Below are 22,615 nucleotides of genomic sequence, written 5' to 3' on the forward strand. Positions count from 1 at the left end.
ATAAATACAAGAAATTTATTGACTTTATTTTATAACATGATTATTATTAAGACATTACTCTATCAACACTCAAGGGGGTTTTTATGAGCATTAGCAAAAAGATCATCTGTTCTATCCTTGTATTCATTATTTTGGGTTTTGGAATCTTTATCACCATAAACTACAATACTTCTAAACAAGACATTCTCACAAGCATTACTGCTGGCAAACAAGAAACCATACGAAACGCCGAAAGTTTTGTCCATGAATTTTTTACTACCAAAATTAAAGGTGTAGAGATTTTTGCCAAAGAAATAGAAAAAAGCAGTGATCTTTCTGTAGAACATCTCCGAGCTATGCTAAAAGATGCATTTACTTACACACAAATTGATGCGCTATTTATCGGATATGAGGCAGATGGACTACTTATCAAAACTGATGATATCTCCAACAATCAACCTTGGATTCTTACACCTGCCAAGGATAACTTTGACTCGCGCACAAGAGCTTGGTTTAAAGAAGCTAAGGCAAGTGGTAAATCTGGACTTTCTACGCCCTATCACGACATCACAACTGGCAAACTTATCACAACTGCATATGCACCTGTATTTGTCAATAATAAACTTGTAGCAGTAATAGGGGGTAATATATTCCTAGATGAGCTTCAAGAAAGTATGAATAAACTCAAAACTACACCTAGCACAACATTTTTTCTCACAGACAAAAACAATCATATTATTTCACACTCCAACCCTGAACTAATAATGTCTGATGATCCGGAGCTAAAAGACGTCATTGAGCGATATTCTGCATTAGCAGAAAAATTCAAAGGAGAGCCAACTGATCTCATGAAATATAACCTACATGGCGATGAACGCATAGGATTATGCACGCGCAGTAGCAATGGAGGGTGGCTCATATGCACGGCAAATTCTACTGATGATTATGGGGAAATTTTAGGCACACTTATCATACATCAAGTGCTTTTTTCATTTGTCTTTATGATCGTAATCATCGCGATTTTGGGCTTTATTGTGCAATATTTCTTAAAGCCTCTTACACATATTTCAGATGGATTAAAGGCGTTTTTTGCCTTTCTTAATCATACAAGTGATTCTATCACGCCAATCACGATCAAATCTAATGATGAATTTGGCAAAATGGCACAAGCCATTAATTACGAAATACAAAATATTCGTGATTCTATTACAAAAGACAGAGAGCTTGTCAATGAAGCCCTAAGCATAGTCGAAGATGTCAAAATTGGCAAATTCACGAAAACTATCACTCTCCAAAGCAACAATCCACAAACAAATCGTTTGCGTAATTCGCTAAATGAAATGATAAAAACACTGCGCAATCTGTTGGGTTCGGATCTCGATGAGATTAAAAAGATCTTTGGTAAATTTGAAGCCAATGATTTCTCTCACAGAATCTCTAATCCTATTGGTTTGCAAAACAATGTCAATACTCTTGCTCAAGTCATTGTTAATATGCTCCAAGTCTCTGCAGACCACGCAAAAATCCTCAGTGATAAAGCCCAGAATCTTCAAGATTCTATGCATAAATTACTAGAAGGCTCTCAATCTCAAGCAAGTGCGCTCGAACAATCTGCCGCTGCCGTAGAAGAAATAAGCTCATCAATGCAAAGTGTCAATGACAAAACCACAGAAACAACAAAACAAGCAGAGGATATTAAAAATATCGTAGGCGTGATTAAAGACATTGCTGATCAAACAAACCTCTTGGCACTTAATGCTGCTATTGAAGCCGCAAGAGCAGGAGAACATGGAAGAGGATTTGCCGTTGTTGCTGATGAAGTAAGAAAACTAGCAGAAAAAACAACAAAATCTCTAGGCGAAATCGAGGCTAATGTAAATGTTTTGGTGCAGTCTTCTAATGAGGTCGCAGAATCTATTCTTGAGCAAACTGAGGGCTTACACCAAATTAATATATCTATCTCACAACTAGAAACTCAAACACAACAAAATGTTGAGATCGCGCATACAACAAACGACATCACACAAGAAGTCAATGTCATTGCCACAGAGATTCTTGATGATGTGAAGAAAAAGAAATTTTAAGACACACTAATCCCCTAAGTAATGGGGATTAATACATATATAATATAAGAATCTAGCCACTACAAGATAAGATTTATGTAAGTGTGCCTTTTATGGTAATGCTAAAACTTGGACATCTTGCATAGCATAACCCACAAGCACTGCATCGCCCTAAATCTATTTCAGGATACAATCCCCCGCTAAATATAACTGCATTTTCTCCACAGGCATCTTTGCAACTCATACACAGAGTCTTTTGCCACGCCAAACATGTAAGAGGATCAATAGAAACCTTAGCTGCAATAGCAGAAGGTTGTTGTGTATGCACTATTTCCAAAGGTGCCTCATCGCCCCATAATTCTTGACATGCGTGAGCGCATTGCTCACAAAATACGCAACCAGCGATCATAAAATTAAGATATGGGGTGCTATTGGCATTCTTAATAATAATATGTTCTGGGCAGCTTGTGGCACATTTTCCCTCACATTGCGCACACTTGTGTAATGCGTGGAGGTTTTTCACATAAGGCAAAGGGATAAAATCTGCTTTTCTCCCAAAAGTCGCACTAAATACACCAAAAATTCCACCACGCTTTTGCATATCTAACCTTGTGTAATATTTTCTAAGAGTTCAAATTCTATCTGCTCCCCATAACGCACAATAAGCGCATCAATACAATAAGGCAATCTTGAGGGATATTTGGCAAGATATATACGCACCGCCTTTTGCACCTTGGCAATCTTGGCAGGAGTGATATTAAACACAGGCTCAAACCCTATGCCACTCTTAACTTCTATAAAATGCAAGAGGTTTGCACGCTTGGCAATAATATCAATCTCACCATAACGGGCAAAAAAATTACGCTCAATAATTTCAAATCCTAAGCCCTCAAGATATGCACAAGCCTCACTTTCAGCCTGTAATCCCTTAGCTCTGCTCATAACATTTAGTCTTGTATGCGGATTTTATAAGGCTCACTAAGCACACTTGAGAGAGATGTAAAGGCGGCTAGGGCGTTGTTTATGTCTGATTCTTTACTTGTGTGTGTAGAAAACAAAAGTTTTGCTACTCCCTTATCTTGATGTTCTTTTTGTAAAAATGCCTTGATAGAAATATGATTATCCCCTAGAATCTGTGCTATTTGGCTTAGCACCCCAGGCTTATCTTGTGTATAAAGGCGAATATAATATTTAGAAAGAATGTCTTTTGGGGCTTTTAAGCTAAGCGAGGTTTGGATAGATTCTGAAAATCCAAGCATACTAGAATGTGTATCACGCGCAATTTCAATAAGATCTGAAATTACAGAACTTGCCGTAGCCTCACCACCAGCTCCAGCACCATAATACATACTTTCCCCAACACAATCTCCCAACACACTAATGCCATTCATCACACCACTTACCTTGCCAATCATACAATCTCGATTAATAAGCGTAGGGTGCACACGCAATTCAAGTGTATCATCTTGTCGTTTGGCAATACCTAAGAGCTTAATCACATAGCCAAACTCTTTGGCAAATTCCATATCATCGGTAGTGATACCCTCAATACCTTCAATCAAAATATCTTCAGGCACTGCATTAATACCATATGCCAAAGAAGCAAGAATAAGTAGCTTTGCGCCAGCGTCATAGCCATTAATATCTAGCGTAGGATCAGCCTCGGCATACCCTAAATCTTGTGCTTCTTTAAGCGCATTTGCAAAGCTTTTGTTATGCTCAAACATTTGTGTCAAAATATAATTACTTGTGCCATTTAAAATCGCATTCAGCGCCAAAATATGATTTGATCCTAACCCATCTTTTAATGTGCGAATGATAGGAATCCCACCACCCACACTCGCTTCAAAACCTATAGGAATATCTCCTGCAATTTGCTCTAGCTCAAAGCGATGATACGCTAACATAGCCTTATTGGCGGTGATAAGTGCCTTGCCTTTTTGAAGTGTCTTTTTGGCAACTTCATAGGCGTCATGCACACCACCCATTAACTCTAAGACAACATCAATGCTTTCATCTTCTAGCACATCATTTATATCCGTGCTAAGAGGTATCACATAATCACCAAGCCTTTTTTTAGCCTTGGCAATATCTCGCACCACGCCTTTTTTCAGACAAAATTCTGCACCGGCACGCGCACTAATAAGGGCTTTGTTTTGCTCTAGAATCTTAACAACTGCACTTCCTACTACACCAACACCAATGATACCTATATTTAAGCTTCGCATACAATCCTACTTATTTTTGCTTTGTATCTTCAAAACGCTTCAAAAATACCTTGAGATTACGCGCAGCTTGGCGAATACGCTTTTGATTTTCAATAAGCGCGATACGCACATATCCTTCACCATGATGTCCGAATCCAACACCCGGACTTAATGCAATTTTTGCTTCCTGCAACAATTGCTTACAAAACTCCATACTGCCCAAATGCTCTACCACTGAGGGAATCTTTGCCCAAATAAACATACTCGCCTTTGGTTTTTGAATCTCCCACCCCGCATCTTTAAAAGATTGTATCAAAACTTCCATACGCGTTTGATACTTTTCTTTTATCTCTTCAATACAACTTTGATCGCCATCTAGCGCAATTGTAGCGGCTATTTGCATAGGTGTGTAGATTCCATAATCAAGCCAACTTTTGATTTTTTGCAAAGCCTGCACAATCTTAGGATTGCCCACAACAAACCCTACACGCCACCCTGCCATATTATAGGTTTTACTTAGCGTATAAGTCTCTACAGCGACATCTTTAGCGCCCTCAATCTCCAAAATGCTTGGTGTTTTATAATCCCCAAAACATAATTCAGCATACGCAATATCCGAAATAATATAGAATCTCTCTTTTTTAGCAAGTGCCACAAGACGCTCATAAAAGCGTTTATACACAATAGTTGTAGTCGGATTGTGTGGAAAATTTACCACAACAAATTTTGGTTTTGGCACATTTTCGCAAAGTGTTTGTGTCAAAGAAGCAAAAAATTCCTCCTCATCAAGCTCCATATTTTCATTCCACTTGATAGGAAAATTATGCACATTAGCACCATTAAGAATAAAGGCATAAGAATGAATAGGATACGCTGGTTCAGGCACTACCGCGCTATCACCGGGATTTGTTATGGCTTGGATAAGATGTGCATAACCCTCTTTGCTTCCCATTGTTACACACGCTTCAAGTTCGGGATCTAAATCTACATTATACGTGCGTTTATACCAATTGCAAATCGCCAAACGAAGTTTATAAATTCCCTTGCTTACAGAATAGCCGTGATTTTTTGGTTTGTTGGCAGCTTCACAAAGTTTATCAACAATATGTTGCGGAGTCGCACCATCTGGGTTACCCATAGAAAAATCAATCACATCTTCGCCATTTTGTCGCATTTGTAGCTTGATTTCATTTATCGCGGCAAACACATACTTTGGCAAACGCTTTATTTTTTCAAATTCGATCTCATCAAACATTCTTCACTCCTTATTTAACCTAATCATACTCCACATTAATGCCACTTCTAAGATTCATAGGATTATTCCCATCAGTAATCATCACAAAGCTTACACCTTGTGGGACTTTGACGCTCACGCTTGTTTTAGAATCTTGGCTCAAAATCGAATCTAAAATTCGCAAATTTCTATCATAAAGCACGATACGAGGATACCATTTAGATTGTGCAGAGATTTTAATCTTGCCTTGTGTTTGGAGGCTAAGCCAATATTGACCAGACACATCGCGCAAGGCAAGGGGTTGATTGGTAAGCAAAAGTCGTGCATTTGGAATCTGTGGATTATCAATCTCTAAGAGATATTCCCAATTTTGTGCATTCTGATGTTTGATGTCAATGCAGCGTATTCCGCGCTTTTCTAACTCACTCATAATAATACTAAGATCGGGCGTGTGTTCGGTTACAAACACAAAGCTAAGCGAGGTAATACCATTGTTATAATCTGCCTTTTGGACATTAAAAAACGCATATCCCATACTAGAGAGTATGTCATTTATCGTGCGTGTTAGCAATATAGGACTCGTGCGTGCAACAAAGTTAAGTTGCACCTCAAGAGGACTTGAAAATTTAAGAATAAGCAAACCATTATTTTTAAGTGCTTGGACGACATTTTTCATATTAATGCCGCCATTAGTATAAAAAAGACTTTTGTCGCGAAAAATATTTTGGATAAAATTTGCATTTACTTGGTAGTTTTTCTCGCCGATGAGATTTTTTATTTTTTCATCAAGCACATCGCCCCAAAGTAATTGCAAACACAAAACAAACACAAAATATTTTTTCATCTACTAACCTTGCATTACCAATTATCCTGAGGGTGAAGCCGTCTATATGTGGCATAGTTTATTTCTTTAAGAGATGTGCCATCATAATAAAAACGCACAAAATTTTGTGTCCTGTGCTGGAATGTTTGATTATCTACCAAACTCTCAAAATCACTATGTCCAAACACAAAAATATAGCGCCTATCAAGATCAATATCATAAGTATTATTAAGATTAAGTTGTGTGGATTTGTCATTGGTAAGATCCACTACACCCACCCATAATGCACTATTTGGCATAATAGTAAGTTTTGGAATAGGTTGAGGCAAAGCTCTATCTACAATTGCTCGCTGTGGAAGTTGCTCTGGAAGCGGTGTCTCTTGTATAGAAGTTTGAGGATTTTGTGGTAAGGCATTAAAATCTATGTAGATTCCATCATAATCGCTTGTATTACTAGCTTGGGCATTTGCAGTGCCTTGTGAATCTGGAGAATCTACAAGAGATTGAGATTGCAAATCCTGATTTCTTGTCATCTCATTACTAGATGCTTCATCATTAGTTACCTCATTGTCAGATGCAGTATCACTAGCTTGTGTATCCTCTAAGATAACAATTTCTGAAGTCTGTGGTTTTGGCATATCCGCCTTTTTGACAATGGGTGCTGGCTTCATAAACATCTTGTATCCCAAATACAACACACAACCCACCACAATAGCACCCAAAAACACAAAAAACACTACATTTGCTACATTGTTTTTTTGTTCGCTAGTAGGCTGTTTAGTGTTTGTTGCTTCTTGTAAATCTTTTTTGGGAAGTTTCAAATCTTTAATCATTGTCGAAACTTCCTTAGGAGCTTTGGGTGCTTGAGACTTTTGTTTGATATCAATATCTACAACAGAACTTGCCTTAGGAGTTACTTCTGGCTGTGGCTCTGGTTGAGAAATTTTATTGTGATAGAGGGCATACTCTTTGAGCCAATCGGACAAATCAAGTCCGTATTCACGCTCCAACATACTCACAAAGCCCTTGACACGCACATCTTCTATCTTGTCAAAACGCTTTTGTAAAATATCATCAATTTTATTTGTAGCAAGTCTTGTTGTTTTATTGATTTCCTTAATCCCAATTCCCTTGAGATATTCAAGTTGCTCATCTAATGTTTTGTCTTTCATTACTAACCCTTAAGCGATAATAATCTATGTAACAAAATAGCACACGCGTGTGCTACATTTAACGAATCAAAAGTGTGTGCCATAGGAATGCTAAGTATTGTATCTAATTTTTTAGAAACTTTGGCACTAAGCCCCTCTCCCTCGCTTCCCATAAACAACGCCCATTTTTTGTATTGTGATTTCAAAGGAGTTATTATACCTTGTTTTTGCGAATTTAGCGATGTTTGGGATAAGGATTGTGGCACAGATGAAGGGGATATGTTTGCTTGTATAAAACTATGGATACTCTCCCCTGCCATATCAGCACCAAAAAGCCTAAAATCCGCCATTTTTAGCTCATTGATACAATCAAGCGCACGCGGAATGACGCAAAATGGCATATCCAAAAGTGCTCCTGCACTAGATCGCATAATGCCTTCTAGCGCATTTTTTTGCAAATTTACATCGCACAACACCACACCTGCAGCCCCCAACGCATAAGCGCTACGCACAATTGCACCGATATTGCCCACATCACTTAATCCACACAATATCACTAGTGTATCAAGCTCAAGCATAGGGCGTATGTCTTTGCTAGGTTCATACATAACCTGCAATAACACGCCTTGATGATTGCGTCCGTGTGCGAGGGCTTGGGCTTTTTTAAAATCTAAAATCTTTATGGGTTTATGCATTTGTTTAAGGCGCGCGAATTGATCTTTTGGTAAATCTTTGGCAACATAGATTTCTTGAATCTTTTCCTTGTGATGTGCTAGCACATAGCTTACAGGCTGCTTCCCAAAAACAATCACAACTATTCCTTATGGTAAAAGCGAAGTGTCTGTGGTATGGCTAGATTCTCTGTGGGGTTTCATCGTATGAGATTCTAAAAGCTCTTGGTAACACTCCTTGACATTTCTTTGTGTCAAATGCGCAAGAATCTTAGCCTTTGCTTTTGGCGCTATATCGAGTGCTTCTACCTCGCTTAAACGCAAACTTGGTTCTTCCTTGCTTTCATCTACAAGGCATAGCACCCATTCTCCAAGAATCTTTGTCCTCTCTAATTGTCGCAAAATCTCTGTAGCATTACCAAAAAATCTTGCTTGGTGAATCTTGCTAAGCTCCTTGCATACGCACAAATAAGCATTTGGCAATACAATCTCTATGTCTTTTAGGCTTTGGAGGATTCTATGTGGGCTTTCATACCAAATACAAGGCACACCAAGCATGGCATAATGTCGGAGGATTTGCTGTCTTTGGGATTGCTTGTGTGGCAAAAAACCACCGAAGAAAAAGCCTTGAGATTCTATACCACTAGAGGCAAAACACACATTAAGGGCACTTGCACCGGGCAAGACATCATATGCTATGTCATGAGTGATACACCATTGCACAAGTTTCGCACCCGGATCACTGATAGTGGGCATACCCGCATCACTCAAATATACGACATTTTGACTAAAAAATTCCCGATCAAAAGTCTCTAATATGTGTTCTTCGTTATGAGAATGTAGTGAAATAAAACGTTTATGAGAGAGTGCTACTGAATCTAGTAAATCACCAAAAAGCGATCGCTCCAAAAGTAGCGTATAGAGTTTTTTTGTTATGCGTGTATCTTCACACAACACAACTTGAGCTTGTGCTAGAGCCTGTAAACTCCTAAGGCTAATGTCTAAAAGATTACCAATAGGGGCTGGGAGGATCGTAAGCACAACACAGAATTATTTGAGATTATACTTTTGGCGGAACTTCTCTACTCTACCTGTCGCATCAGCGATTTTGTCACTTCCTGTATAAAATGGATGACAAAAACTTGAAATATCAACGCGAAGCTGTGGTTTAGTGCTTAATACTTCAATTTCTTTGCCACTTGTAACACAAGTTACCTTGCATGGAACATATTCTGGGTGAATACCTTTTTTCATCTCCAAACCTCTTTAAGAAATGTAGTTTTAAAAACTTGGGATTGTAGCAAAAAATTATTAAAAAACTTTTAAATTATCATTAAGAAAACGATAACCATACACAAGTTACAATCACTCTAGATTCTAGCAAGGCTATAAAAATCACTTTGAAATTAAGGTAAGGCATTTGCAATATTTTGATGTATTGAGTATTTTTAGTATCGCGTTTATTTCATCACTAGGGCATTGCGTAGGTATGTGTGGAGGATTAGTTATCGCCTATACACGCGCCAAGATTCACAACCCCCACGCTCTAGCACATAATGCTTTTTTACATTTTTTATATGTCTGTGGGCGTGTGTGTATGTATATGCTTTTGGGAGCAATCTTTGGAAGTTTTGGTGCAATCTTTACACAAAATATGCATACCAAAGCCATTGTAGGCATATGCGTAGGTGCGCTCTTGCTTATCTTTGGGTTTGCATATTTGCTATTTCCAAAATTTTTGAGAATCTTTGAATTTTCTATCTTTCCTGCCAATCCCACCCCACAAGATTCTACCAAAGATTCCACACACACACAATCCGCTAAAAAACATAGCTTTGTAATTTTTAGGCTTTTTACTTATTTGCTTGCATCACGCTCCACATTATCATTTTTTTTACTAGGTATGTTAAATGGAATCCTGCCTTGTGGCATTGTGTATTTTTTTCTCATTAGCGCCATAGCAAGTGGCAATGCTTTTGGTGGAGCTATGATAATGGGAATTTTTGGACTTGCAACTGCTTTTGTTATGTATCCATTTGCACTCTTTGCATCAAGTCTTATGCGTATCATAAAACCTGCAATTTTTAATACTTTGGCTGGGTTGTGTATGGTGGGTTATGGTGGCTGGGGAATCTTTAGCAATATCGCATTGCTTTAACCTCTACCACCAAACATTCCCCTAAATCCCTACAGCACAATTTATACTAAGCCCCTAACATGCATTTAGAATCTCATACTAGAATACCGACTTTTATTAACCCACGACAAGGAGAATAATATGCGAGAAATACTCACACTACAAGCACGTTACAATCAATTTGCAAATGATAACATGCTAAAAGTTTTAGAAACACTAAGCCCTAGCGACCTCCAAAAAGATGTCGGCGTGTATTACACCTCAATCATAGGCACTTTTATTCATATCTTGGAAGCTGATATAGCGATTTTATTAGGTATCATCAATTCTTATGCACCAAATCCATTAGATACCAAACCTTTGCAAGATGCTCTTGCTAGTGGCTTGCAAAACAAAAGTTTTGAATCCCTTATCACTCTACGCAGACAAGCAGATAGACTTATCATTGATCTTGTAGATTCAATCGCAGATTTTAGTGCTGTGCGAGAACTCTCATTTCCTGGTATAAGCTTTAAAAAATCCATAGCGCAGTATTTTTTGAGTATCCTTAATCACGGCACACACCACAGAGGACAAATTGCTGCGATATTAGACATTATGAATGTGCCAAATGATTTTGCCGGTATGTTAGGTATGTAATGCGACTCTTCACAAAAAGTCGCATATGCCCTTGAAATTTTCTTTGTATTTCTTTCTTTGTGTTTCTTAATGTAACATGATATATTTCCCTACCTTAAGGGAAAAACTCCTTTTTTCACACATTAGATTCAAAAAAAATCCTACATTTTTGTAAAAAATTGAAGATAGTCACTAGCCTAATTTAAAACTTTTTGCTTACAATAAAAGCAGGTTACGATTTGAAGTAATCTTAAATTGGGAAGCAAAGGAGAAAGTTACATGAGTGCTGGAAAAAAATTTAGAGAAGCAGTCAAAAACAATCATCCCCTACAGATTCTGGGCGTGATTAATGCATATTCGGCAATTCAAGCACAAAAAAGTGGTGCCAAAGCCCTATACCTTAGTGGTGGTGCGTTGGCTGCTATGAGTTTGGGTGTGCCTGATCTTGGCATTAGTTCATTAGAAGATGTCTGTATTGATGTGAGAAGAATCACTGCTGTGAGCGATTTACCATTGCTTGTCGATGCAGATACAGGTTGGGGTGGTGCATTTAATATTGCAAGAACAATTAAAGATTTGACAAGAAGTGGCGCAGCTGGTTGTCATATAGAAGATCAAGTTGCCCAAAAGCGTTGCGGACATCGCCCAAACAAAGAACTTGTAAGCAAAGATGAAATGTGCGATAGGATAAAAGCAGCGATTGATGGCAAGATAGATTCTGAATTTGTCGTGATGGCGCGCACCGATGCACACGCGAGTGAGGGACAACAAGCAGCAATTGAAAGGGCTTTAGCCTATGTGGAAGCAGGGGCGGATATGATTTTTGCTGAAGCAATCCACACTCTTGAAGAGTATAAACAATTTACAGATGTCATCAAAGTCCCTGTGTTGGCAAATATCACAGAATTTGGAAAAACACCATATTTCACAACCGATGAACTTAAAAATGTCGGAATCTCTATGGTGTTATATCCACTCTCTGCAGCTAGAGCAATGAATAAAGCCGCACTAGAAGTCTTTAATGACATTCTCAAAAATGGATCACAAAAAGCGAGTATTGAAAAAATGCAAACGCGTGATGAGCTTTATGAAATGCTTGGCTACCATGCTTATGAGCAAAAACTTGATGCTTTATTTAAAAAGTAATCTTACCTAAAGGAGATATTATGGGAGAAGCAGCAAAAGGAAAAGTTGGCGGACTCGCTGGAGTTATTGCTGGAAAATCAGCAATTTGCACCGTTGGAACAGGACATGGATTAAATTACCGCGGTTATGACATTTATGACTTGGCAAAATATGCAGAGTTTGAAGAGGTGGCATACCTTCTTCTTAAAGGGACATTGCCTACAAAAGCAGAGTTGGTGGATTTTAAAGCAGAACTCATCAAGGCAAGAGCGTTACCAAAAGAAATGCGTGAAGCCCTCAAGCTTTTACCAAAAGACGCACACCCAATGGATGTGATGAGAACGGGTTGCTCTGTTTTGGGATGTTTGGAGCAAGAAAATCTCAGTGTGGCTAAAATGAGTTTCCCTGATCAGCTAAAAATTGGGATTCGCTTACTTGGAATTTTTCCTTCAATCTTACTTTTTTGGCATCATTGGCACAAAAGCGGGACAGAATTAAACACAGAATCTAAACAAGATTCTATCGGGGGATATTTCCTAGAAAAACTACACAACAAAGAGCCAAAGGAGCTTTGGGTAAAAGCTATGCATGTAAGCCTTATTCTCTATGCGGAGCACGAGTTTAATGCATCTACTTTTACAGCGCGTGTAGTAAGTGCGACACTTTCAGATGTGTATTCGGCTATCACTGCGGCAATTGGCGCTCTACGAGGACCGCTACATGGTGGAGCAAATGAAGCCGCTATGGAACTTTTAGAAGAGTTTAAAAGCGTGGAAGAAGCGACAAAAGGAATCTATGAAAAACTTGCTAACAAAGCAAAAATTATGGGATTTGGACATCGCGTATATGTCAAAGCCGATCCTAGAAATGTTGTCATCAAAGAATGGAGCAAAAAGCTTGGTGATGATGTAGGTGATACCAAACTTCTCTATCCTATTAGCGAGGCGATAGAAAAGATTATGTGGGACGAGAAAAAACTTTTCCCAAATCTTGACTTTTATAGCGCGAGTGCTTATCACTTTATGGGGATTCCAACCTCATACTTCACACCGATATTTATTATGAGTCGCACAAGTGGTTGGCTTGCGCATGTATATGAACAACGCGCGGATAACAAACTCATACGCCCTAGCTCTGAATACACAGGACCAGAAAATAGAGCGTATGTAAAAATTGAGGATCGCTAAAATTTAGCGCAAAACAAGTGAGTTATCTCCCAAAGATAACTCGCAAATCACATAAACATTTACTTTCTAAGGAGAACACGATGAGTGCTGATATGGGTATTTTAGATACAAAACGACCAGAGTTTGATGAGTTATTGACAAAAATTGCAAAATACGCACTAGAGTTTAAAATAGATTCTAAACTTGCGTATGAAACTGCACGCTATTGTCTTATGGACACTATTGGGTGCGGACTTTTGGCATTAGAATTTCCAGCTTGCACAAAGCTTTTGGGACCAGTAGTTGAAGGTGCGGAATTCCGCCCATTGGGAGCAAAGATTCCAGGCACTAGCTACCAACTAGAACCAGAAAGAGCAGCATTTAATGTGGGTGCTATGGTTAGATGGTTAGATTTTAATGATACTTGGCTTGCAGCAGAATGGGGACACCCAAGCGATAATTTAGGTGCGATTTGGGCGGTAGCCGACTATATGAGTCGCAAAAATATCGCTCAAGGCAAAGCACCACTCACGGTAAAAGACGCGCTTAGTGCGATGATCAAAGCTCATGAGATTCAAGGGGTTTTGGCACTTGATAATTGCTTTAATAAAGTGGGATTAGATCATGTATTGCTCGTGCGCATTGCCTCTACTGCTGTAGCTTGTGCTATGCTTGGAGGAAATTTTGAGGAAATAAGAAATGCTGTAAGTCACGCATTTATTGATGGTGGTGCATTACGAACTTACCGCCATGCACCAAATACAGGAAGTCGCAAAAGTTGGGCAGCAGGAGATGCAAGTAGCCGAGGCGTGAATCTAGCACTCAAAGCCTTAAGTGGTGAAATGGGCTACCCAAGCGCATTAAGTGCAAAATTTTGGGGATTTGAAGATGTCAAAATGAGAGGACAAAAGCTTACTATTCCACAAGAATTTGGTAGCTATGTAATGGAAAATGTGCTCTTTAAAATCAGTTTCCCAGCCGAATTCCACGCACAAACTGCTGTAGAATGCGCACTAAAACTTCACGATGAAGTCAAAGACAAGTTAGATTCTGTAGAAAAAATTGTCATTACTACACAAGAATCTGGACATAGAATCATTAACAAAGTAGGACCTCTTGCAAACCCTGCAGATAGAGATCATTGTATCCAATACATGGTAGCTGTGCCACTCATTTTTGGACGCTTAACTGCTAATGATTATGAAGATAGTGTGGCAAGCGATCCACGCATCGATGCCTTGCGTGATAAAATGGTAGTAGAAGTTGATGATCGCTACACAAAAGAATATCTTGAATCTGATAAACGCTCTATTGCCAATGCTGTGCAAATTTTCTACAAAGATGGTAGCCAAAGCCAAAAAGTAGAAGTAGAATATCCTATCGGTCACAAACGACGCAGAGATGAGGGGATTCCAGTCCTTGTGGCAAAATTTGAGCGCAATATCGCACGCAAACTTAGTCCTAAAAAATGTGCCAAAATCAAGGAAGTTTGCGCCAATCAAGCGACATTAGAATCTATGCCATTCAACGAATTTAGCGATCTCTTTGCGCTTTAATAAAAGCTAGGATATAGATTCCAAACATAATCAGGAGGAGGTTATATGGATTTTCGAGAAATATATCGGCAAAAACTCAAAACCGCACAACAAGCGGTTAGTGTTATAAAATCTGGAGATTGGGTGGATTATGGTTGGGCGATCACTACTCCTGTAGCTTGTGATCAAGCCCTAAGTGAGCGTATCAAAGATTTGCAAGATGTAAAATTGCGTGGTGGCATACTCTTGCAAGTCCCACAAGTCTTTCGAGTCGAGAATCCAACACCTCATGTTTCTTGGTATACTTGGCATGCAAGCGGTATAGGGCGCAAACTCATCGATCAAGGGCTTGGATTTTATGTGCCTATGCGTTATTCGGAGTTGCCACGCTACTATCGTGATAATGCGCCACGCCCAAATGTCGTGATTATGCAAGTTGCGCCTATGGATAAGCATGGGTATTTTAACTTTGGACCTTCAGCCTCTCATATGCAAGCTTGCGTAGAAATGGCAGATATTGTTATTGTCGAAGTGAATACAAACCTACCACGATGTCTAGGTGGAATGGGCGCGGATGTGCATATTTCTCAAGTCGATATAATCGTAGAGGGCTCAAATCCACAACCTATAGCGCTCCCACCAGCCAAAACAACGGACGCAGATAACATAATAGCAAAGCTCATTGTAGAAGAGATTCGCGATGGAAGCTGCATACAATTAGGCATTGGTGGTATGCCAAATATTGTGGGATCTTATATCGCTAAGTCTGATCTCAAAAATTTGGGCGTGCATACTGAAATGTATGCGGATGCATTTGTTGAGATGAGCTTGGCAGGTAAAATCAATGGTAGCAAAAAAACTATTGATAGAGGGAGACAGACATACTCATTTGCTATGGGAAGCCAAAAACTCTATGATTTCTTAGATGACAATCCCGAGTGTATGAGTGCGCCAGTAGATTATACCAATGACATACGCACTATTTCAGCGCTAGATAACTTTGTCTCTATCAACAATGCTGTAGATGTGGATTTATTTGGGCAAATAAATTCAGAATCTTCTGGCACTAGACACATTAGTGGGGCTGGTGGACAACTTGATTTCGTGCTAGGTGCATATCTAGCCAAAAATGGCAAGAGCTTTATTTGCTGCACCTCAACATTTGTCGCAAAAGACGGAACACTCAAATCACGTATCTTACCAACCCTAGAATCTGGAAGCATTGTTACTGCCACACGCGCAAATGTGCATTATCTCGTGACAGAATATGGCAAAGTCAATCTCAAAGGGTTATCAACTTGGCACAAATGCGAAGCAATCATATCGGTGGCACACCCAGATTTTCGGGAGGAACTCATCGCACAAGCCCAAAAAATGAAAATTTGGCGACAAAGCAATAAGATTGTCTAATCCTACAATACGCGCATAAGCATATAACTAGCGCTAGGGCTCACCCCCTAGCCAACAATCACCAAATCATACACAAAAGACATATTCTTAGTAAAATCTAAGCCCACAATGCCTATAATACCTTAAAATTTTATCGGTTGGGTAATATGAAAAATGTTCCAAAAATTCTACAAGTAGGTAAGTTTTATCCTCCAGTAGTTGGAGGTATAGAGACTACTATGCAAGACATTTGTAATGGCATTAATGCTAGTGGCTTAACTTGCGATGTATTGTGTTCAAATTCAATCAAGTCCTTTCAGCTTGATATCTTAGATTCTAAGGCTAGAATTTATCGCACTAAAAGTTATGGTAAAGTGGCTAATACCTCTATTACACCACAAATGATTTATTTTCTAAAAAATGTTGGCAAAGCTTATGATATCATTCATTTACATTTGCCAGATCCTATGGCAAATCTTGCACTTTTATGTGCAAATTTGCACGATAAAATAGTTATTTTACATTGGCATTCAGACATCATTAAACAAAAATATCTTCTACAGCTTTACAAACCACTGCAATCCTGGTTACTTAAGCGTGCAAATGCAATAATCGGTACAAGTCCAAAGTATATAAAACAATCACCATTTCTCAAAGCCTATCAAGATAAATGTGTCGCTATACCATCTGGGATTCAAAGTCCACAATCCATTCAAAGCTCTCCTATTCGCAATCCAAAACTCCTTTTTGCATTAGGACGTCTTGTTGGTTACAAAGGCTTTGAATATGCTATTAAAATGATGCAATATCTACCGCAAGACTATTGTTTGTGTATTGGGGGAAAAGGAGAATTAGAATCTAGTCTCAAGGCTCTTGTATCTGACTTAAATCTTAACCATAGAATAAGTTTTTTAGGTTTTATAGCTGATAAAGATCTCCCTGAGTTATATGCTAAGAGTGGTATTTTTATCCTTTCATCAATTACAAAAAACGAAGCCTTTGGGCTTGTCCAGATAGAAGCAATGAGTCATGGTGTTCCGGTAGTATCTTGTTCAATCGAGGGATCAGGAGTAGATTGGGTCAATCAAAATGGCTATAGTGGTATAGTTGTTCCGCCAAAAGATCCAAAAGCCTTAGCACAAGCAGTTTTAGAAATCTCAAAAAATCATGACTTTTACTCCAAAAATGCTATACAACGCTTCCAAGAACACTTTACTAAAGAAAAAATGATCTCTTCGCTAAAAGATCTCTATATACGCCTTATGGACCAAAACATAAATGATAAATCCATTCACAGTGTTTAATAGCTAAGAATCCAAATTAGTGTTGCCACAACCCCCTAGAGAAGCTTTGGCATGCCACTTGTGGGTGATGAGGCACTTGCATAAGGCTTTTTCTCCATGCGTCCGGCTAAAAAGCTTTTGCGTCCGGCTTTTATAGCATCTCTCATTGCTTCTGCCATAAGAATGGGATTTTGAGCGGTGGCTATAGCTGTATTTGTGAGCACACCATCAGCTCCCAACTCCATAGCAACACTCGCATCAGAAGCGCAACCTATCCCCGCATCGACAATCACAGGCACTTTAAGAGTATCTTTGATAAACATAATATTATATCTATTTTGGATTCCAAGTCCGCTACCAATAGGTGCAGCAAGTGGCATAACCGCACTTGCCCCAGCAGATTCTAATTGCTTAGCCACTATGGGATCATCATTGGTATAAGCCAACACTACAAACCCTTCTTTTGCGAGAATCTCACACGCTTTTAGTGTCTCTATCACATCAGGATAGAGCGTTTTTTGTGTATCACCGATAATTTCTAGCTTTATAAACTCAATCCCACAAGCCTCACGCACAAGCCTAAAAAGTGTGATTGCTTCTTTGGCATTGACACACCCTGCGGAATTTGGTAAAAAACTTATATTGGTATCCTTAAAATAATCTAATAAATTTTCCTCATCTTTGTTAAGAATATTGACGCGTCGCACTGCCACGGTGATCATCTCCGCACCTGATGCCAAAGTAGCTTCCCTAGTAGTCTGAAAATCCTTATACTTTCCGCTTCCTACGATAAGGCGTGAGTGGAATTCCTTATTCCCAATTGTCAAAACATCATTCATAATATTTCCTTTCTAATTTTGCAAGATTTTGTATGAGTTTTTGGGGTGTGAGTGCATATGTGCTAGTTTCAAGATGACTTGCCAATGCGTGTGCGAGAGAGGCGTGGATTGCAGATTCTATACCACTATGCCCCTGTGCCAAAAGCGCACCTATCATACCAGCAAGCACATCGCCACTACCACCCTTAGCAAGAGCCACGCTCCCAAGTGGGTTAATATACACTCTTTCCTTATGCGCAATGAGCGTATTTGCACCTTTGAGTAAAAGCGTAACTTCAGGATATCTTTGAGTAAATTGCAAAACATATTCCAAACGATTGGTAGCATTTAGTCTCACACTACCAAACCCACAAACCTCAAGAAGTGCGACAAATTCCTTAGGGTGTGGCGTAAGCACGATTTGCCTTTGGGTGCTTTCAAGCAAACTTCTGTATTCCAAAAGCTCCTTAAGCTCCGAGCAATACAAAGCATCAGCATCAATCACGCAAGGCTCTGTGCGTTGGGTATTTTCACTCAAGATTTTTGGTGCAATCTCTCCTAACCCCATACCAAACGCAAATGCAGTAGTATTTTGTGGTATCGCTTTACTTGCCATAAGCTCATACGGCAATGTGAGTTTATCACCTATCACGCTTACAAGTCCAGCACCAAAATGCAAGGCACTTTGTGCGGCAAGAATCGCTGCGCCACTTTTGCTCCCAGCATACACACACAAATGCCCAAAATCTCCTTTGTGCGCATTTTGACTTGTGCGTGTAGGCAATATGAGATCATGAGATTCTAAAAGTCTAATAGGCGAAGCAATCTCATAATTTTGACGCGAAACACCAAGTTCAGCGATATGAATCTCCCCCACAAAATCCTTTGCAATATCAAGCAATAGCGCATATTTGATCGCACCCATACACATCGTGTGGTGAGCACGAAAAATCGTGGTATCTTCTTCAGAATCCAAGCTAAGCCCACTTGGTATATCGCACGCAATTCGTAGCGGTGCGATAGAGTTAGCAAGTTTTAAGATTTGCTCAAATTCTTCACTCATTTTGCCTCTAAATCCACTACCAAAAAGGCAATCCACCACAACATCACAAGGTGTGAGTTTAGTGATAAATCGTATATCTTCAAATAATCGTGCTTTTTGGCACATCTCCACACACAAAGGACTTTTAGGCTCTAAGGCTTGGTAGATTCTCACACGATAGCTACCAGTAAGTTTTCGTGCAAGTGCATAACCATCGGCACCATTATCTCCACTCCCACAGATAATCGTTACAACGCTTTTACTATGTGTCTTTTGTTTGATAAGCGTTACAAGCGCATTGGCAGCATTTTCTACTAGAATCTGTGGCGTGAGCTCAAAACGATCGCATATGCGCTTATCTAAAGATTTGACATCTTGATAAACATTTTGCATTTTATTCTCCGCACCTACTCGCAATAGCTGCAGCTATGGCTACTACCATATCATCTGTATTTTTGCTATCTTCAGAAATAAGTGAATCTATCTTGGTTTCTAAAAATGATGTATCAAAGTCTCCGCGCCTAAAATCTTTGTCTTTACAGATATTGCGCAAAAATGGGATTGTCGTCTTTACGCCTCTAATGGTAAATTCTTGCAATGCCCTATCTAATTTATTGACAGCAAGATCGTAACTTGAAGCGCGCACGATAAGTTTTGCCACCATAGAATCATAAAAAGGTGGTATCACATAATCCTTATAAATACAGCTATCCACGCGCACAAAAGGACCAAGTGCAGGATAATATGTCGTAACCTTGCCAGGATTTGGGACAAAGTCATTATTCACATCTTCAGCATTGATACGCGCTTCAATCGCATAACCCTGCGTATGAATGTCATTTTGTGTAAGATCCAAAATCTCTCCACTAGCAATCCGAATCTGTCGCCCTATGAGATCTAGTCCTGTAATCTCCTCTGTGATCCCATGCTCAACTTGGATACGCGTATTCATCTCCATAAAATAGAATCTATTATAATCATCAAGCAAAAACTCCACTGTTCCGGCATTTGTATAATGCACAGCCTTAGCAGCTGCTACAGCAGTAGCACCCATTCTGCGTCGCAAATCTTCACTAATAAGAGGGCTAGGAGCAATTTCGATAAGTTTTTGATGGCGTCTTTGGATTGAGCAATCACGCTCCATAAGATGAATGACATTGCCATAATTATCAGCTAGGATTTGAAACTCTATGTGGCGTGGGTTGCTAATGTATTTTTCCATAAATACATCATCATTTTTAAAAAATGCCATAGCCTCACGCTTGCATGCATTAAAGTTTTCTTCCAAATCTTGCTCTTGGGTAACAACGCGTATGCCTCGCCCACCACCACCAGCACTTGCTTTTAAAATCACAGGATAACCGATTTTTTGTGCGATTTTTGCGATTTTTTCCATACTAAGGTGATTGAGCGGTTCTGTGCCAGGCACGATAGGAATGCCATTTTGTTGCATGATTGATCGCGCTTGATTTTTATCGCCCATTTTGGTAATCACATCAGCATTTGGACCAATCCAAATAAGCTTTGCTTCTTGCACTTTACGCGCAAACGCAGCATTTTCACTCAAAAATCCATACCCTGGGTGGATCGCATCCGCACCCATCTTGAGCGCTGCTTCCACGATAAGATCCGCATCAAGATACCCACGCAATGGATCATCACTAATCTCATAAGATTCATCAGCCATTTTTACATGCATAGAATCTCTATCAGCACGAGAATAAATAGCCACACTTTGTATGTGTAAATCCCTACAAGCACGAATAATTCGCACAGCTATTTCGCCACGATTTGCGATGAGAATCTTACTTAACATTGCTTTATCCTTGATATTTGCTTTAAGCAAACATTGTATCTTAGTTTGGTTGTGTTTTGCTTTAATTTCTGTATAATGCGAGAACTTTTGTATCGCAATCAACAAAAAGGAACGACGATTATGAAAAAGTATTGCACAATGTATGTTTTTGTTATGTGTCTTATTGCGCCACTTTTTGGTGCGCAGATTCAAAAAAACCTCAAAAGCCTTGAGGCTGATTTTGAACAAATCATCATCACCCAAGATGGTGCAGAGGCGAGTTATTTTGGCACGCTACAAGCCAAAGCACCAAATAAAGCAAAGTGGATTTATGAACCCCCTATGCAAAAAGAAGTATATGTCAATGAAGGGAAAATTAGCGTTTATGAACCACCACTAAAGCAGGTGCATATCAGTGAACTTACAACACAAAGTGATATATTTGAGATTTTAGACAAAGCTACTCCGGAGCTAGATTCTAATGGTAAGCCTACAGGCAAATACACCACCACAATCGATGATACGCTATATGCGATAGTCCTTGATTCTAAAGGAATGCCACTTGAAATTAGCTATGAAGATTCACTCCAGCAAACCACGCGCATTGTGTTTAGCCACCATAAAATAAACCCAAAACTTGTAGATTCACTTTTTGTCTTTAACCCACCACAAGGCGTAGATATCATCACACCAAAATAAAGCAAAATTTGAAAAATTTTTGCTGTATTTTCATGTTAGAATCCATAACAAAATGATATAATCCGCGCTTTGAATACACAAGCTTTTCTAACTAAGGACAGATATGAGTAGCATAAAAACCATTACCCTAGCAACGATTTATGAAAATCAAGGCTTAAAAGAAGATGCGCTCAAAATCTATCAAGATATCCTAGAACTTCAGCCAGATAATCAAGAAGCGCGTTTGGGTGTCATACGCCTAAGCACAAACTCCACGAGCACACTTGCTAATCCTCAATGGCTAGAGGTTTTTGCACAACTTGCAAATCCCGCACAAAATAAAAAATTTCAAGAATGGTTACTCCAATGGAACTAAAAGATATTATCTTAGAGACAATTAACACACTTGAGAGTGATAACACTTTAGATACACCAGCGCATTCTCCAACACACAAAGCCACAACACAAGATTCACACACACAAACAACGCAGCTCACACCTGAATCTATAGATACTAATACAGAACCTATGGATCTAAAAACCCTTAATACAATGCTTCAAGGACCTTTTACACAAGACAAAGTAGCCACAAACACACCACCTACATCCACAAATCACACAACAAACCAAATCCAAACAACACATACTAACCCCAAGACACGCTTAAAACCCTCTATGATTTCTGTAATTAATGAATCTCACAACAAACAAGCCCTCAATGATGAAAAAACATTTCTAAAACTCTTGCAAGATCGCTTATTGGTGCTTTTTGAGGGTTTGAGTATGCCACAACAAGATCCACAAAAACTCACAATGGTGCTCAATTTTTTACAATACCAATTAAGTGTTATTGCCAAACGCCTAGAAAATCTTGAGGATACCAGTAAAAAAGGATTATAGA

At 39.1% G+C, this 22,615-nt stretch carries 23 protein-coding genes; 11 read left to right on the forward strand and 12 right to left on the reverse strand.

Translation table 11 applies throughout. The features are described 5' to 3' along the window. Positions 1-83 precede the first annotated feature (83 nt). On the forward strand, positions 84-2,063 hold the full coding sequence (locus B9T66_RS02725) for a methyl-accepting chemotaxis protein (RefSeq protein WP_095627469.1): 1,980 nt from the start codon (positions 84-86) through the stop codon (positions 2,061-2,063). A 73-nt stretch (positions 2,064-2,136) separates the two neighbouring features. Here the strand turns inward: B9T66_RS02725 and B9T66_RS02730 are convergent, their stop codons facing one another. From B9T66_RS02730 to rpmE, 9 genes are read right to left on the reverse strand one after another with little or no spacing between them, the layout of a single operon-like run. Continuing rightward, a complete protein-coding gene (locus tag B9T66_RS02730) occupies positions 2,137-2,643 on the reverse strand; it encodes a 4Fe-4S binding protein (RefSeq protein ID WP_095627470.1) in 507 nt (168 codons plus the stop codon). A 2-nt stretch (positions 2,644-2,645) separates the two neighbouring features. After that, positions 2,646-2,984, reverse strand: a complete 339-nt coding sequence (locus B9T66_RS02735; protein WP_095627471.1) for a YraN family protein — start codon at positions 2,982-2,984, stop codon at positions 2,646-2,648. A gap of 5 nt (positions 2,985-2,989) precedes the next feature. Further along, entirely contained in the window at positions 2,990-4,270 is a 1,281-nt protein-coding gene (locus tag B9T66_RS02740; RefSeq protein ID WP_095627472.1) for a homoserine dehydrogenase, read from the reverse strand. A gap of 10 nt (positions 4,271-4,280) precedes the next feature. Then, the gene (locus B9T66_RS02745) at positions 4,281-5,504 is read right to left on the reverse strand and encodes an LL-diaminopimelate aminotransferase (protein WP_095627473.1); all 1,224 of its coding nucleotides are present in this window, start codon (positions 5,502-5,504) and stop codon (positions 4,281-4,283) included. 19 nt (positions 5,505-5,523) lie between these two features. Further along, positions 5,524-6,327: a hypothetical protein gene (locus B9T66_RS02750; RefSeq protein WP_095627474.1), complete on the reverse strand. Its 804-nt coding sequence runs from the start codon at positions 6,325-6,327 to the stop codon at positions 5,524-5,526. Positions 6,328-6,341: 14 nt separating this feature from the next. Next, positions 6,342-7,478: a hypothetical protein gene (locus B9T66_RS02755; RefSeq protein ID WP_095627475.1), complete on the reverse strand. Its 1,137-nt coding sequence runs from the start codon at positions 7,476-7,478 to the stop codon at positions 6,342-6,344. Between the two features lie 2 nt (positions 7,479-7,480). Continuing rightward, positions 7,481-8,269, reverse strand: coding sequence for a TrmH family RNA methyltransferase (locus B9T66_RS02760; protein WP_143429085.1), 789 nt, complete (start codon positions 8,267-8,269; stop codon positions 7,481-7,483). Between the two features lie 9 nt (positions 8,270-8,278). Beyond that, the gene (rsmI, locus tag B9T66_RS02765; RefSeq protein WP_095627476.1) at positions 8,279-9,169 is read right to left on the reverse strand and encodes a 16S rRNA (cytidine(1402)-2'-O)-methyltransferase; all 891 of its coding nucleotides are present in this window, start codon (positions 9,167-9,169) and stop codon (positions 8,279-8,281) included. 9 nt (positions 9,170-9,178) lie between these two features. After that, positions 9,179-9,382, reverse strand: coding sequence for a 50S ribosomal protein L31 (gene rpmE / locus B9T66_RS02770; protein ID WP_095627477.1), 204 nt, complete (start codon positions 9,380-9,382; stop codon positions 9,179-9,181). Positions 9,383-9,548: 166 nt separating this feature from the next. On the opposite strand from rpmE, the gene B9T66_RS02775 reads away from it, so the two are divergent. The 7 genes from B9T66_RS02775 to B9T66_RS02805 all read left to right on the forward strand — a co-directional run bounded on the left by B9T66_RS02775 (position 9,549) and on the right by B9T66_RS02805 (position 17,402). Continuing rightward, positions 9,549-10,286 carry a sulfite exporter TauE/SafE family protein gene (locus tag B9T66_RS02775; RefSeq protein ID WP_095627478.1) on the forward strand — a complete coding sequence of 246 codons (738 nt, stop codon included), beginning with the start codon at positions 9,549-9,551 and terminating at the stop codon, positions 10,284-10,286. 120 nt (positions 10,287-10,406) lie between these two features. Continuing rightward, a complete protein-coding gene (locus B9T66_RS02780) occupies positions 10,407-10,904 on the forward strand; it encodes a DinB family protein (protein WP_095627479.1) in 498 nt (165 codons plus the stop codon). A gap of 258 nt (positions 10,905-11,162) precedes the next feature. Beyond that, positions 11,163-12,029 (forward strand): methylisocitrate lyase, encoded by an 867-nt coding sequence (gene prpB, locus B9T66_RS02785; RefSeq protein ID WP_095627480.1) that lies wholly within the window; start codon positions 11,163-11,165, stop codon positions 12,027-12,029. A 20-nt stretch (positions 12,030-12,049) separates the two neighbouring features. Next, positions 12,050-13,195, forward strand: a complete 1,146-nt coding sequence (gene prpC, locus B9T66_RS02790; RefSeq protein ID WP_095627481.1) for a bifunctional 2-methylcitrate synthase/citrate synthase — start codon at positions 12,050-12,052, stop codon at positions 13,193-13,195. An 80-nt stretch (positions 13,196-13,275) separates the two neighbouring features. After that, complete coding sequence (prpD, locus tag B9T66_RS02795) at positions 13,276-14,730, forward strand: 2-methylcitrate dehydratase (protein WP_095627482.1); 1,455 nt, start codon at positions 13,276-13,278, stop codon at positions 14,728-14,730. A gap of 45 nt (positions 14,731-14,775) precedes the next feature. Beyond that, positions 14,776-16,119 carry a butyryl-CoA:acetate CoA-transferase gene (locus B9T66_RS02800; RefSeq protein ID WP_095627483.1) on the forward strand — a complete coding sequence of 448 codons (1,344 nt, stop codon included), beginning with the start codon at positions 14,776-14,778 and terminating at the stop codon, positions 16,117-16,119. A gap of 146 nt (positions 16,120-16,265) precedes the next feature. Continuing rightward, entirely contained in the window at positions 16,266-17,402 is a 1,137-nt protein-coding gene (locus B9T66_RS02805; RefSeq protein WP_095627484.1) for a glycosyltransferase, read from the forward strand. A 35-nt stretch (positions 17,403-17,437) separates the two neighbouring features. Here B9T66_RS02805 and B9T66_RS02810 read toward each other — a convergent pair whose 3' ends face one another. The 3 genes from B9T66_RS02810 to B9T66_RS02820 are packed head-to-tail and all read right to left on the reverse strand — an operon-like array spanning position 17,438 to position 21,057. Beyond that, on the reverse strand, positions 17,438-18,220 hold the full coding sequence (locus B9T66_RS02810) for a thiazole synthase (protein WP_095627485.1): 783 nt from the start codon (positions 18,218-18,220) through the stop codon (positions 17,438-17,440). Further along, positions 18,213-19,634: an NAD(P)H-hydrate dehydratase gene (locus tag B9T66_RS02815; protein ID WP_095627486.1), complete on the reverse strand. Its 1,422-nt coding sequence runs from the start codon at positions 19,632-19,634 to the stop codon at positions 18,213-18,215. Before B9T66_RS02815 ends, B9T66_RS02810 begins: the two co-directional genes overlap by 8 nt. Before the next feature lies 1 nt (position 19,635). Beyond that, positions 19,636-21,057, reverse strand: coding sequence for an acetyl-CoA carboxylase subunit A (locus B9T66_RS02820; protein WP_095627487.1), 1,422 nt, complete (start codon positions 21,055-21,057; stop codon positions 19,636-19,638). A gap of 120 nt (positions 21,058-21,177) precedes the next feature. Here B9T66_RS02820 and lolA point away from each other — a divergent pair, with 120 nt between their 5' ends. The 3 genes from lolA to B9T66_RS02835 all read left to right on the forward strand — a co-directional run bounded on the left by lolA (position 21,178) and on the right by B9T66_RS02835 (position 22,614). Next, positions 21,178-21,735, forward strand: a complete 558-nt coding sequence (lolA, locus tag B9T66_RS02825; RefSeq protein WP_180763318.1) for a LolA-like outer membrane lipoprotein chaperone — start codon at positions 21,178-21,180, stop codon at positions 21,733-21,735. Between the two features lie 103 nt (positions 21,736-21,838). Then, complete coding sequence (locus tag B9T66_RS02830) at positions 21,839-22,090, forward strand: tetratricopeptide repeat protein (protein WP_095627489.1); 252 nt, start codon at positions 21,839-21,841, stop codon at positions 22,088-22,090. Then, positions 22,081-22,614, forward strand: coding sequence for a CiaD-like domain-containing protein (locus B9T66_RS02835; RefSeq protein WP_095627490.1), 534 nt, complete (start codon positions 22,081-22,083; stop codon positions 22,612-22,614). The genes B9T66_RS02830 and B9T66_RS02835 overlap by 10 nt, the downstream gene beginning before the upstream one ends. Position 22,615: the final 1 nt, after the last annotated feature.

Source organism: Helicobacter sp. TUL (assembly GCF_002287135.1).
Taxonomy (GTDB): Bacteria; Campylobacterota; Campylobacteria; order Campylobacterales; family Helicobacteraceae; genus Helicobacter_F.